Source organism: Streptomyces sp. DSM 40750, from assembly GCF_024612035.1.
In the GTDB taxonomy this organism is placed as follows: domain Bacteria; phylum Actinomycetota; class Actinomycetes; order Streptomycetales; family Streptomycetaceae; genus Streptomyces.
In genome coordinates this window covers 5,327,261-5,339,964 of the sequence record NZ_CP102513.1, presented here as the reverse complement: position 1 = coordinate 5,339,964, position 12,704 = coordinate 5,327,261, and the positions used below count along the sequence as shown (strand labels likewise).

At 70.3% G+C, this 12,704-nt stretch carries 11 protein-coding genes; 6 read left to right on the top strand and 5 right to left on the bottom strand.

The features are described 5' to 3' along the window. Positions 1-29: 29 nt before the first annotated feature. Positions 30-1,109 (bottom strand): hypothetical protein, encoded by a 1,080-nt coding sequence (locus JIX55_RS23785; RefSeq protein WP_257565339.1) that lies wholly within the window; start codon positions 1,107-1,109, stop codon positions 30-32. Between the two features lie 130 nt (positions 1,110-1,239). Between JIX55_RS23785 and JIX55_RS23780 the strand changes: the two genes are divergently transcribed. Then, positions 1,240-1,755 carry a RipA family octameric membrane protein gene (locus JIX55_RS23780; RefSeq protein WP_257565338.1) on the top strand — a complete coding sequence of 172 codons (516 nt, stop codon included), beginning with the start codon at positions 1,240-1,242 and terminating at the stop codon, positions 1,753-1,755. 119 nt (positions 1,756-1,874) lie between these two features. Here the strand turns inward: JIX55_RS23780 and JIX55_RS23775 are convergent, their stop codons facing one another. After that, positions 1,875-2,699 carry an NPP1 family protein gene (locus JIX55_RS23775; RefSeq protein ID WP_257565336.1) on the bottom strand — a complete coding sequence of 275 codons (825 nt, stop codon included), beginning with the start codon at positions 2,697-2,699 and terminating at the stop codon, positions 1,875-1,877. 294 nt (positions 2,700-2,993) lie between these two features. Here JIX55_RS23775 and JIX55_RS23770 point away from each other — a divergent pair, with 294 nt between their 5' ends. Together JIX55_RS23770 and JIX55_RS23765 are read left to right on the top strand one after the other, a co-directional pair. Next, on the top strand, positions 2,994-4,250 hold the full coding sequence (locus JIX55_RS23770) for a trypsin-like serine peptidase (protein ID WP_257565335.1): 1,257 nt from the start codon (positions 2,994-2,996) through the stop codon (positions 4,248-4,250). Between the two features lie 71 nt (positions 4,251-4,321). Continuing rightward, positions 4,322-4,843 (top strand): hypothetical protein, encoded by a 522-nt coding sequence (locus JIX55_RS23765; RefSeq protein ID WP_257565334.1) that lies wholly within the window; start codon positions 4,322-4,324, stop codon positions 4,841-4,843. On the opposite strand, the gene JIX55_RS23760 is transcribed toward JIX55_RS23765, so the two are convergent. Further along, a complete protein-coding gene (locus JIX55_RS23760; protein WP_257569455.1) occupies positions 4,840-6,804 on the bottom strand; it encodes a HelD family protein in 1,965 nt (654 codons plus the stop codon). The genes JIX55_RS23765 and JIX55_RS23760 overlap by 4 nt on opposite strands. A 522-nt stretch (positions 6,805-7,326) precedes the next feature. On the opposite strand from JIX55_RS23760, the gene JIX55_RS23755 reads away from it, so the two are divergent. Together JIX55_RS23755 and JIX55_RS23750 are read left to right on the top strand one after the other, a co-directional pair. Then, complete coding sequence (locus JIX55_RS23755) at positions 7,327-7,524, top strand: hypothetical protein (protein WP_257565333.1); 198 nt, start codon at positions 7,327-7,329, stop codon at positions 7,522-7,524. A gap of 74 nt (positions 7,525-7,598) precedes the next feature. Beyond that, the gene (locus tag JIX55_RS23750) at positions 7,599-8,810 is read left to right on the top strand and encodes a glycosyltransferase 87 family protein (RefSeq protein WP_257565332.1); all 1,212 of its coding nucleotides are present in this window, start codon (positions 7,599-7,601) and stop codon (positions 8,808-8,810) included. Between the two features lie 89 nt (positions 8,811-8,899). Here the strand turns inward: JIX55_RS23750 and JIX55_RS23745 are convergent, their stop codons facing one another. Beyond that, positions 8,900-10,546, bottom strand: coding sequence for a DNA repair helicase XPB (locus JIX55_RS23745; RefSeq protein ID WP_257565331.1), 1,647 nt, complete (start codon positions 10,544-10,546; stop codon positions 8,900-8,902). A 195-nt stretch (positions 10,547-10,741) separates the two neighbouring features. On the opposite strand from JIX55_RS23745, the gene istB reads away from it, so the two are divergent. Next, positions 10,742-12,346: an IS21-like element helper ATPase IstB gene (istB, locus tag JIX55_RS23740; protein WP_257565330.1), complete on the top strand. Its 1,605-nt coding sequence runs from the start codon at positions 10,742-10,744 to the stop codon at positions 12,344-12,346. Here the strand turns inward: istB and JIX55_RS23735 are convergent. Beyond that, complete coding sequence (locus tag JIX55_RS23735; protein WP_257565329.1) at positions 12,330-12,503, bottom strand: hypothetical protein; 174 nt, start codon at positions 12,501-12,503, stop codon at positions 12,330-12,332. The genes istB and JIX55_RS23735 overlap by 17 nt on opposite strands. Positions 12,504-12,704: the final 201 nt, after the last annotated feature.

Here is a 12,704-nt window from a genome sequence, read left to right as displayed (position 1 = left end):
GCAACCGCCGTCACCCCCGGCCGCCCGCGTCACTGCGGGTCCGCCGGTAGCGTCGTAGACCGGACCCCGCTGACAGCGGCTCCTTCGGGGTCGTCCAAGTCGTTGTGCAACTGGGCCAGCAGTGGCAGCACTTGGGTGCGGCTCATCTTGCGGATGCGTCCCTCGAAGGTCCAGGCGCTGACGGCCGTGGGGTCCAGGAGCACGATCTCGGGGGTCCAGTCGGAGCGGAAGCGGATGACGGCCCGCAGGAGCGTGGTCCATTTCAGGCGGTCCGGGTCGTGGAACCCGGGGAGGGGCGGGAAGCGGGGCGGCTGCCAGTCGGCGCCGTGCACCTGCCGCAACTCCTCGGCCCGATTCTCCAGTTCAAGCTCGGCGGCGGTCCGGAAGATGTCGTAGTCCGCCCGGACGTCGTACGTCTGCCGGTCGCCGTAGATCAGGACCAGTACGGACTCGGGGCGGCGCAGGCGCATCACCTCGGTCAGTTCCCACAGGGTGCCCTCGCTGGTGCCGGCCACCAGGAGGACCAGGCGGGCGTCGGTGATGAGCGAGGTGACGGTGGGCTGCCAGTCGTGGAGGGGGAGGTACAGGCGGCGGGAGCCGGCGAGGGGGAGTGCCTCGTCGGGTTCGCCCACGGCGAGCGGACGGCCGAAACCGCTGAATGTCCGGCACACGCCCTCCTCCAGTGTGAGCGAACTGCCGCTCACCAGTGAGCCGCCCACCCCCATCCAACGGCTGAACGCGTGCCGCATCAGGGTGCCCGTGGCGTCCTCGGCGAAGGGGCGCAGATAGAGGACGTACGGCTCCCGCCGGGCCTCCTCCATCGTCCGGACCACCCGGACGTGATGGCGCCGCCCGTGCCGCCGCATGCGCAGGCCCACCAGCAGCGACACCGCGCCCCAGAGCCCGAACCCCGCGACGATGAGCACGTCCAGCCACATGGGCTGGGTGCGCAGCGCGACCGGGATGAAGACGGTGTTGATCCGTTTGGCGGCCATGATCACCATCAGCCCGCCCCAGATCGTCCCCGCCAAGCCCAGGAGCCGTAACGCACATCCGAACAGCGGGCGCTGGCGCCGCCGGGGAGTCCCGAAGGGAGGGTGATCAGTCATGAAAAACAACAGATCGGAGCCAGCTACAACGCGCAATCGAACAAAGGGGATTACCGGGCCGGATTCGCTCTTTCGTGGCACCTTAGGGCCCGTACCGACGGGTCCCCGGCGCGGCGGACATGATGAGCGGATGGCAGACCTCCACCACTCCCTGTGGAACTCCGAAGTCGACCCAGACAGTTACACGCCCGCCAACACCCCTTATCTGGGCGTGCTCTTCGAGCAGTACAAGCTCTGTGTCGAGACGGCCGACCGCGTCAGCGCGCGGCGAGGCGCTGCCAACACCTTCTTCCTGTCGCTCAACAGCGCGATCGCCACGGCCATGGTCGGCGGGCTGGGTCCGCGTCCGGGCAGGGTGTCGGTCTGGCTGCTCCTCGCCGGTCTGCTGATCCTCGTCGGGCAGTGCGTGGCGTGGTACCTGATGGTCCGTTCCTACCGCCAGCTGAACACCGCGAAGTGGGCGGTGATCGGCGCGTTCGAGAACCGGCTCCCCGCCTACGCCTACTCCCGCGCCGAATGGACCGAACTGGGGGAGGGTGAGGACTGGCGCCGGTACGTGCCCCTGACCCGCCTGGAACAGTGGGTGCCGCCCCTGTTCGTGGCCGCCTACCTGGTGGGGTTCCTGGCGCTGGCGTCGGCGCCGTAGTCCAGGCGGCTTCGAGACGGACGTTCCCCTGGGGACGCTCACGGCTCACCAGCCGTGAGCCACTCCGGGGCGGTGAACCGTCCCGGAGTGGCTCACGTCAGTCGCGACCGGTCGGTCCGTCAGGCGTTCGGGTCGAACGAGATCCCCGACGGCATCGCCGCCGCGAGGTTGGAGGCGAAACTGCCGTCCTTGAGGCCGAAGTTGGCGCTGCCGAAGTTGTACGCGGCGAGGGTGTTGCGAATGGCGGTCGACGGGTAGCCGTTCCAGCCGACGAGCGGCGGGTACTGCCAGGTGCGCTCGTGGTTCTCCGGCGGCTCGTCGCCGGAGCCCGCGATGCGGAAGCAGTGCGTGCTGATGCCGTCCTTGTGGTAGACGATCTTGGGGTGCGTGCCGGACCAGAGGACCGAGGACGCGGCGTGCACGGTGAAGTCGCCGTGGTTGGACGTCGAGACGTACCGGGCCGTGCCGTTCTGCACCCACACGACGACGTGCTCCCAGTCGTGCCGGTGGCCGCCGATGCTGCTGTTGGCGAGCGCCTGGTCCTTCTCGAAGTAGAGGTCGTACATGATCGCGCACCAGCCGTTGTTGCACTTGTAGCGCGAGTAGCCGTTGGTGTTGTCCAGGTCGGACTGGTCGTGGCAGTCGCCGCTGAGTGAACCGGTCGGGCTGAGGCCGCCGTTGACCGTGCCCGTGGGGCCGATCGCGGGGGTCGGGTAACAGCCGTCGGTGTCGTAGTCGTACGCCGGCTGCCAGGTCGTCTCCAGGGCCTCGGCGTTGGCGGGCAGCGCGGCGGGCGGAGCCGCGTACGCGCTGCCCGCGATGCCGACGACCAGCGCGAGGGCGCCGCCGACGGTGAGCACGGATCTTCCTATGCGGGAGCTTGTCTTCACTGCGTCCTCCTGGTGGACCGCGGCGCGGGGGGATGCCGGGTGTGGGGATGGCATGCGCAGGTCAGGTTCGCCTTACTCGTGGGTAGCGCACAAGTGTCGGGAGGTGTCGGACTGATGACGAATCAATCAATGTGAAAACGCTGTGAGTTGGGGATGTGCGGGGAGCATCCGGTGTCTGCTGTGACATGACGTCACATCACGGATAGATATCCGCCACGTAGTTGTTGTGTGCGGAGTCGCCGCGAGGGTCGCCCTGACGATCATTCCGCGCCCGCGCGCGTGCATAGTTGTCTCGCCCCGGTCAAGCGGGGGCATGACAACTTCAAGCCACAACGGGGGACAGGCTCCATGCCATCCATACGCCGCCGCGGCCTCACGGCCGCAGCCGCCGTGATCGCCGCGGTCATGGTCACCACCACGGCCTGCAGCAAGACCGAGGACGACGGGGCGAAGGCCTCGGCGTCGACGACCGCCCAGGCGGACGCGGGCGACAACATCGACACCGGCGAGAACGAGAGCGGCGGTGACACGACCGTCGGCGGCTTCAAGCTCCCGGAGGGCGTGCCCACCGAACTCACCGGTGACGCGCTGCAGAAGTGGAAGGACGGTGGCTGGCAGGACTTCGGCAGCGACTGGGCCTCCAAGGCGGAGGACTTCGCCAACCCCTACATCGAGGACTTCTGGACCCCGGAGCGCATCGCCGAGGCCAAGGAGAACATGGCGCAGCTGCCGACGATCGCGGAGGCGGGCAACACGGCGAAGGGGGCCGGCAAGACCACCCAGGTCTGGCTGCCCGACGGCAAGGTCAAGAAGCAGCAGGCCGCCAAGGTCAAGGCGACCTACCACAAGTACGCCCCGCCGGTCGGCAAGCTCTTCTTCACCACGCCCCAGGGCTCCAGCGTCTGCTCGGCCGCCGTGGTGAAGGACCCGGCGCACCCGGGCAAGTCCAACCTCGTGTGGACCGCCGGGCACTGCGTGCACGCGGGCAAGGGCGGCGGCTGGTACCGCAACATCGCCTTCGTCCCGTCCTTCAACAACACCGCCAAGCTGAACATCAGCCAGGCGTCGAAGAACTACCGCGCGAGCAACGTCTCCCCGTACGGCGTCGCCTGGGCCGACTGGGCCACCACCTCCGGCACCTGGATCAAGGGCGGTGCCGCCAGCCAGGGCACCGTGGCCGCCGCGTACGACTACGCCGTCCTCCACGTGAAGCCCGAGAAGGGCTCCAAGTCCCTTGAGGAGCGCCTCGGTTCGGCCCTGCCGGTGTGGTTCAACGCCCCCGCCGCCAACAAGGTCAAGAACATGAAGGTCCGCGGCTACCCGGCCGAGGCCCCGTACGACGGCTCGAAGATGTACCACTGCCAGGGCGCGACCAAGCGCTTCGTCCTCGGCTACAGCTACCCGAGCAGCTACCCGGCCCAGTACATGGTCGGCTGCACCATGAACGGCGGCGCCTCCGGCGGCCCCTGGTTCATGACCCACAAGGGCAAGACCTACCTGGTCTCCAACAACTCCCTGAGCGACCGCTCCACGTTCATCACCGGGCCGCGCCTCGGGAAGAACGCCAAGGAGGTCTACTTGGCGACCAGCAAAAAGTTCAAGTAGGCCCCGCGTTCATGGGTGTTCGGCCCCCGGTGACTTCGGTCGCCGGGGGCCTTTCGCGTACCTTCTGTGGCGTGGACACATCCGAGTGGTGGGAGTTGCTGCCCGCCGGCATCCGTGAACAGGTCGACGGATACGTCCTCCAGGACGCCCGTTTCCAGGCGATCCGCGTGGTTTTCACGGTCGGCCGCGCTCTGGGCCTGGGGCTGACCGATGCCCAACACGTCGTCCACGACCGCTACCTCCACCATGGCGACCGCGTCGCCCGCACCCCCGACAGCCCTCTCGACCCGGAGTCGCTGGCCGCCCTCGCCGCCGGCTGCCCCGGCCGGGTCGTCGCGATCGAGGCGGTGTGGGACGGCGACACGGTCCACGACTGGTTCGTCAACCTGCGGGCGGTCACCGCCGACCCCGAGGGCGAGCATCCGCTGGCCACCATCTACTGGGGGACGGCCGAGCGTTACCTCGGCGAGGAGCGGGACCCGGCCGGGGGCCACCCGTCGGCCGCAGCCGCCGACCGCTGCGGCAGAGCCCTGGCCGCCCACCTCTCGGTCCCGTTCCACTTCGCCGACCCGGACACCCCGGGCGGGCCCTAGACGAGTTGCGCCGGCAGCGGTGCCGCGTGGGTCACGATCAGGCCCGACACGGCACGGGTGAGCGCGACATACAGGCGGCGCAGACCGGTCCGCTCGTCCGGCTCGCCGTCGACGACCGCCTGCGGCTCGTCCAGCACCACGTAGTCGTACTCAAGTCCCTTCGCGAGCGACGCCGGTACGAGGGTGAGGCGCGTCTCGTACGTCGTCTCCTCGCCCGGCGCGAGATGGCCGATCCCGGCCGCCGTGAGGGCCTCGGCGAGGGCGGGCACCCGGGCGTCGGCGGCGATGAGCCCGGTCGAACCCTCGTTGCGCAGCAACTCCTCGCAGGCGGCGACCACTTGGGAGTCTCCCGAGCTCGGCCGTACGTCGAAGAAGCCCGGGTTCTCACGGACCGACGCGACCGGGGTCAGGCCGGGCGCGATGTGGGGGAGGAGACGGGAGGCGTACGTGATGACGTCGGTCGGCACGCGGAAACCGGCGGTCAGCTCCTCCACATGGGCCTCGGCCTTCCCCAGATGGGTCAGCGCCTCCCGCCAACTCCGCGTCGCCCAGGGGGTGGTGCCCTGTGCGAGGTCGCCGAGGACGGTCGCGGAACCGGTGGTGCAGCGCCGCCCGACCGCCCGGTACTGCATGGGGGAGAGGTCCTGCGCCTCGTCGAGGACGACATGCCCGAGTGAGTGCGTGCGCTGCACGAGGTCGGTGGTCTCGTCGATGAGTACGGCATCGGCGGCGGACCACTTGGCCGATTTCACGCTCCGCACGGGCTTCGCCCAGAGGATCGTCTTCTGCTCGTCCTCGGTCAGGATCCCGTCCGCGTGTACGGCGAGGAAGTCCGCGTCGGAGAGGAGGCGCAGGACGAGCTTGGCGGGCTCGACGGGCGGCCAGATCGCCTTGACGGCCGCCTTCACGGCGGTGTTGCGGGCCACCGCGTCCTGCACCCGGTCGTCGGGCGCCTCGCCGGACCGTTCCATCTGCACCAGCACGGCGTGCGCGATCCGCTGCGGCAGCGCCTCACGGGCGGCCCCGTAGCGGATCTCCCGCTCCAGCAACTCGCGCACGATGTCCTCCAGTTCGTACGCCGGTACGCGCCAGCGCCGCGAGCCCCGGACGACCACGACGGGGTCGGTGGGGAGGGTGACGTGCGACCGTACGGCTCGGCGGAGCACCTCCGCCATCCGGGCGTCGCCCTTGACGACGGCGGCCGCGGCCTCGTCCGTGCCGCGCACCTCGACGTGGGCGACGAGGTCGTCGACGGTCGCCTGCTTGACCTCCAGCTCGCCCAGCGCCGGGAGGACTTGCTCGATGTAGTGGAGGAACGAGCGGTTCGGCCCGATGACGAGGGTGCCGGTGCGGGAGAGGCGCTCGCGGTGGGCGTAGAGGAGGTAGGCGATCCGGTGCAGGCCGACGGCGGTCTTTCCGGTGCCGGGGCCGCCCTGGACGCAGAGCGAGCCGGAGAGGTCGGAGCGGACGATCTCGTCCTGCTCCGGCTGGATCGTCGCCACGATGTCCCGCATCGGGCCGACGCGCGGGCGCTCGATCTCCTGCTGGAGCAGCTTGCTGGTGGCCGCCACCTCGGCGGGGTCGGACAGGTGCTCGTCCTCGTACGCGGTGAGGTCGCCGCCGGTGTACCCGAAGCGGCGGCGCAGGCCCACGTCCATCGGGTCGGTCTTGGAGGCCCGGTAGAAGGGCTGGGAGACGGGGGCACGCCAGTCGATGACCATGGGATCGCCGTCGGCGTCGTGGACGTGTCGCCGCCCGATGTAGAAGTGCTCCCCCTCCGCTCCCTCCGCCTGGTCGGCGCCGGGGGCGTGCAGATAGTCGAGGCGGCCGAAGAAGAGCGGGGTGTGGCTGAGATCGGCCAGCGCCTTGATCCGCTCCTCGATCTGGCGTGCCAGGACCTCCGCGTTCACCCAGTTCGCGGTGACGTCCCTGATGTCCAGCGCCACCACGTCCTCGCGCATGGCCCGGAGTGCGGAACGGGAGGCGGCGAGGTGGGAGCGTTCGCGGGAGAGGGGGTCCGTGGGGTCGGTGGGATCGGCGGGATCGGCCGAATCGATGACGGCGCTGGGGGCGGGGTCGTGGGGGTGCGCGGGCAAGGGGGTGCCTCCGGTGGCCTACGGGACCTAGGGGTCCGCCTAAGGGCGGGTTCTGCCTGGCGGCGGTGGCCGACCGGTTTCCGTCCGGGCGGCGGCGCTCCACGGACGGGAGGCGGGCAAGAGCGGAGAGTGTAGGTGAGGGGCGGGGGCGGAAGCCAACGGATTTCCCTGGACGCGGCGCCCGACGTGCCATGGACGTGGGGTCCGACGCGCCACGGACTTGGGGTTCACCCGCTTCGTCGTCCCTGATCTGCCCTCGTCGTACCCCTAGGGGGTTCGTACTGCGCGGGTACTACGGGTGGGCTGGACCTGAGAGGGAGCCGAGGGCTCAGCGGGTTCACTCCGCAGACCGACGCAATCCGCGGGCGGAAGTCCCACCATGGAGACATGAGTGCAGCGACTTTCATCCCAGCCTCGGCCGCCGGCCGACCCGGTCCGCCGCCCGGCGCGACCGGCCTCGACGACCACCACCACCGCCACCGCCTCGCCGACGCCCTCCGCGCAGTCAAGGTGTTCGTGGGCGCCGCGTTCGGCGTGATCGTCCTCGGCGAGTACGCGGAGGAAGCGGGCATACGCCGCCGGTGAGGCGACGTTCGCTTCCGTGACCTCCGAGTGAGCCGCGGGGTGTACACCCTTGCGGACCACTAAGGTCCTGTCGCGTGACCCGACGCAGCGTGACCGACCGATCACTCCTCGCGTCAGGCACCCTCTTCCTCGCCTCCCTCTCCGCCTTCGTCGCGCTGTGCGTCGCCCAAGGCGCCCCCATGGCCGACGCCCTGGTGTACCGGGCCGAGGGCGCGGCCGTTCGGAACGGCACGGATCTCTACGGCTTCACGGTCACCGAGTGGCGCCTGCCCGCCACCTATCCCCCCTTCGCCGCCCTTCTCTTCGTCCCGACGACCTGGCTCCCGCTGCCCGCACTCAAGGCGGCCTTCGTCCTCGGCAACACGGCTCTGCTCGCACTCCTGGTCCATCTCTCCGCACGCATGGCCGGGGCCGGCCCCCTCCCGACCCCGGCCATGCTCACCGCCACGGCCCTGGCCCTCTGGCTCGAACCCGTCTTCCAGACCGTCCTCTTCGGCCAGATCAACCTCGCCCTCGCCTGCCTGGTCCTGTGGGACCTGACCCGGCCACCCGGCGCGCCGGGCAAGGGAGTCGCCCTCGGCATCGCCACCGGCGTGAAGCTGACGCCGGCCGTCTTCATCGCCTACCTCTTCCTGACCCGACGCCCCCGTGAAGCCCTCACCGCCCTGACCGCCTTCCTGGCCACCGTCACCGTCGGCGCGCTCGCCCTCCCGTCCGCCACGATCGACTTCTGGACCCGCCGCCTGTACGAGACCGAGCGCGTCGGCAAGACCTGGATCGTCGACAACCAGTCCTTGCGGGGCCTGCTCGCACGGGCGATGGGGGACCCCTCACCGGGGCTTGCCTGGGCCGTGGCGGCCTCGGGGGTGGCGGCGGCGGGACTCTGGCTCGCCTGCCGGGCGGGACGGGACCGGAGTCGGGGCGACCGCTGGGGCGTACTCCTCGCCGCCTTCACCGCCCTGCTCGTGTCGCCGATCAGCTGGTCCCACCACTGGGTCTGGTGCGTCCCGTTGCTGGCGGTGCTGTGGACGGAGGGCCACCGCCGCTGCGCGGCCCTCGTGGCCGCCGTCTTCACCGCCCGCACCCTGTGGCTGGTCCCCCACGAGGGCACCCGCGACCTCCGACTGCCGTGGTGGCAGGGCCCGTTGGCGTCGCCGTATCCGTTGTTCGCGTGCGTGTTGCTGGCCTTCGCGGCCTGCGGCTACAGGGCGAGGATCACGCGCATGCCCGTCTCGGCCGCTTCCATGTCCGGGGGAGCGACCGCACCGGGATCACGAACGAAATAGCGGGCGGCGAAGGTGGCGTACGCCTCCACGACCACGGTCCCCTTGATGGGTGCCGCGATCGGGTGATCGGCGCGCTGTGGCGCCGTTGCTCAGGTCCCCTCCGTCAGCAGCTCGTCCGCGTCCATGATCCGGTAGGCGTAGCCCTGTTCGGCGAGGAAGCGCTGGCGGTGGGCGGCGAAGTCCTGGTCGATGGTGTCGCGGGCGACGACGGAGTAGAAGTGCGCCTGGTGGCCGTCGGCCTTGGGGCGCAGGACGCGGCCGAGGCGCTGGGCCTCTTCCTGGCGGGAGCCGAAGGTGCCGGAGACCTGGATGGCGACCGTGGCCTCCGGGAGGTCGATGGAGAAGTTCGCGACCTTCGACACGACCAGGACGTTGATCTCACCCTGCCGGAACGCGTCGAAGAGCTTCTCGCGCTGGGCGTTGCTGGTCTCGCCCTTGATCACCGGCGCGTCCAAGTGGGCGCCCAGCTCGTCGAGTTGGTCGATGTACTGCCCGATGACGAGGATCTGCTGCCCCGCGAAACGGCGGACGATCGCCTCGGCCACCTTCCGCTTGGTCGCGGTGGTGGAGCAGAAGCGGTACTTCTCCTCCTGCTCGGCGGTGGCGTAGGCGAGCCGCTCGGAGTCGGTCAGGTTCACCCGGACCTCGACGCAGTCGGCGGGCGCGATGTATCCCTGCGCCTCGATCTCCTTCCACGGCGCGTCGAACCGCTTGGGCCCGATCAGCGAGAACACGTCCGACTCGCGCCCGTCCTCCCGCACCAGCGTCGCGGTCAGCCCCAGCCGCCGCCGCGCCTGCAGATCGGCGGTGAACTTGAAGACCGGCGCGGGCAGCAGATGCACCTCGTCGTAGACGATGAGGCCCCAGTCGCGGGAGTCGAAAAGCTCCAGGTGCGGGTAGACGCCCTTCCGCCGGGTCGTCAGCACCTGGTACGTGGCGATGGTGACCGGGCGGATCTCCTTCTTCGTCCCGCTGTACTCGCCGATCTCCTCCTCGGTCAGCGAGGTCCGCTTCACCAGCTCGTGCTTCCACTGCCGCGCGGAGACGGTGTTCGTGACGAGGATGAGGGTCGTGGACTTCGCCTGGGCCATGGAACCGGCGCCGACCAGCGTCTTCCCCGCGCCACAGGGCAGCACGACGACCCCGCTGCCGCCGTGCCAGAAGTTCTCGACGGCCTGCTTCTGGTAGGGCCGCAGCGCCCAGCCGTCCTCGGCCAGCTCGATCGGATGCGCCTCGCCGTCCACGTACCCGGCGAGGTCCTCGGCCGGCCAGCCCAGCTTCAGCAGCGTCTGCTTGATCTGCCCGCGCTCGGAGGGGTGCACGGCGACGGTGTCCGGGTCGATGCGCGCGCCGACCAGCGGAGCGACCTTCTTCGACCGCAGGATCTCCTCCAGCACCGGCCGGTCGGTGGTGGTGAGGACCAGGCCGTGGGTCGGGTGCTTGGACAGGGTGAGACGGCCGTAGCGGTCCATGGTCTCGGCGACATCCACGAGCAGCGCGTGCGGCACGGGATACCGGCTGTACTGCACGAGCGCGTCCACGACCTGCTCGGCGTCGTGCCCGGCCGCCCGCGCGTTCCACAGCCCGAGCGGCGTCACCCGGTAGGTGTGGATGTGCTCCGGGGCCCGTTCCAGCTCGGCGAACGGCGCGATGACCCGACGGCACTCGTCCGCCTGCTCATGGCCGACCTCCAGGAGCAGAGTCTTGTCCGACTGGACGATGAGTGGACCATTCACGCGCGACACCCTTTCGATTCGGCCCGAGGGCTCTCCGGCGCTTCAGTCAAACGTCCAGTGTGCCTGATCGTTCGGCCCGGCCGCCGGTCCTTCCCGTTCGGCCGCCCCATCTCACCAGTGTTATTGGATGTCTATTCATTCCCCTGAGTGGCGGGAATTCAGATTTGCGGCAATGGTTCCGAAGAATGGCGAACCGTGCAGCCACCCACACCGGCCGACCCCGCCGATCCGCTCACCCCGTCCGCCTCCCCGCACGGCACCACGCTCGGCTACGCCCTCTTCGCCACCCGCTGGCTCCAGGCGCCGCTCTACTTCGGGCTGGTCGCCGCGCAGGGGGTGTATGTCTACAAGTTCTTCAACGAGCTGTGGACGTTAATCGTCCGGTGCGTCAGCGGAGGCGCCACGGAGAACTACGTCATGCTCACGGTGCTCAAGCTGGTCGACGTCGTCATGATCGCCAATTTGCTGATCATGACGATCGTCGGCGGCTATGAGACCTTCGTCTCCCGCATCGGCCTCCAGGGCCACCGCGACCAGCCCGAATGGCTCTCGCACGTCAACTCCAACGTGCTGAAGGTCAAGCTCGCCACCGCCATCGTGGGCATCTCCTCCGTCCATCTGCTCCAGATGTTCGTGGACGTCCACCACACCTCGCACCACGCGCTGCTGTGGGGCACGGTGATCCACATGGCCTTCATCGCCTCGGCGGTGCTCCTGGCGTACATGTCGGGGCCGATGCTGCGCGAGGACAAGGGGCACGGTTCCCACCACGGGGTGCAGCAGGGCCCGCCCGGCGACCCGCAGGGCCCGAGGAGGCCTACGGAACCCACGCAACCCTCGGAACCCATGGAGCCGGCCGAGCCCAAGGGCCCCGATGCCGGCGGAACGGGCGTGCCCCGCCCTCCGGCCACCCCCGCGGCCCCCGTCGTCTTCCGGGCGCCGCTGCCGATCCCGGCCCAGGCCACCTCGTACGAGAACTACGAGACGTACGAGAGCCGCGTCGCCCCCTACGAGACCCGGTTCACACAGGGCGGCACGCGGCTCGTGCAGTACGAGGCCCGGCGCACGTCGTACGGGGACGGGCACGGGGCACAGCGTGTGCCACACGGGGACGACGCGCGGCCCGTGCCGTACGGGGACGAGGCCCGAAGGGCGCCGTACGGCGGTGCGGGCCGGCGGGCGCTGTACGCGGACGAGATCCGGCGTGGTCCTTCCGGGGCCGAGGCTGGGGTCGAGGGGCGGGTGCGGGCGGCCGGGTTCCCGGCGCGGAAGCTGCTGGAGGAGTTCGACCAGGGGCACCCGCGCTCCTTCGACCGCCGGCTGCTGGCGCGGCTGGGGACGCTGGACTTCGTCGCCGCCGGGCGGAACGTGGTGTTCGTCGGCGCCCCCGGCACCGGCAAGACGCATCTGGCGATCGGGCTCGGCGTACGGGCCTGCCAGGCCGGGCACCGGGTGCTGTTCGCGACCGCCACGGAGTGGGCCGCGCGGCTGGCCGGGGCGCGGGCGGAGGGCAGGCTGGCCGAGGAGCTGTCCGCGCTCGACTCCTGCCCCCTGCTGATCGTCGACGAGGTCGGCTACCTCCCCTTCGACCCGGACACCACCCGGCTCTTCTTCCAGCTCGTCGCGCACCGCTACGAGCGGGCCTCGCTGATCGTGACCAGCGACCGCCCGCTCGGCCGCTGGGAGGAGATCTTCGGCGGGGCCGCACCGGCGATGGTCGACCGCCTCGCACACCACGCCGAGATCGTCCGCCTCGAAGGGGACAGCTACCGGCTGCGGCGGGCTACTTCACCAGGCTGACGTTCTGGAGCATCGGCCCCTCCAGGGTCAGGCCCTCGCCCACCAGAGTGCCGAGTTCGGGGAGGGGCAGTGGCGCAGCCGCGGCGGCCGGGGTGGCGAGCACACCGACCAGGGCGACGGCGGCGACGGCGGACAGAAGCGTGGCGATGGGGCGCATGCGTACGTGGGGGCCTTTCGGGCGCAGGAAGTCGATCTCGATCGGACCCAGGGTGGCTGCCCCGCCGCCCGCGCCACGATGCGCGGGCCCCGGCGCGACCGCTCATCGGGGGGAAACGGCCAGGTGGCCCGCATGAAATCCGGCATACGCCCGAACGGGTGATGAGCGGGAGACTGCTTGATCCACTCGGTCGGATCGGGG

Coding starts and splice junctions, on each gene's coding strand:
- JIX55_RS23785 (WP_257565339.1), bottom strand. CDS start 1,109: ATGACTGATCACCCTCCCTTCGGGACTCCCCGGCGGCGCCAGCGCCCG.
- JIX55_RS23780 (WP_257565338.1), top strand. CDS start 1,240: ATGGCAGACCTCCACCACTCCCTGTGGAACTCCGAAGTCGACCCAGAC.
- JIX55_RS23775 (WP_257565336.1), bottom strand. CDS start 2,699: ATGCCATCCCCACACCCGGCATCCCCCCGCGCCGCGGTCCACCAGGAG.
- JIX55_RS23770 (WP_257565335.1), top strand. CDS start 2,994: ATGCCATCCATACGCCGCCGCGGCCTCACGGCCGCAGCCGCCGTGATC.
- JIX55_RS23760 (WP_257569455.1), bottom strand. CDS start 6,804: ATGCGCGAGGACGTGGTGGCGCTGGACATCAGGGACGTCACCGCGAAC.
- JIX55_RS23755 (WP_257565333.1), top strand. CDS start 7,327: ATGAGTGCAGCGACTTTCATCCCAGCCTCGGCCGCCGGCCGACCCGGT.
- JIX55_RS23735 (WP_257565329.1), bottom strand. CDS start 12,503: ATGCGCCCCATCGCCACGCTTCTGTCCGCCGTCGCCGCCGTCGCCCTG.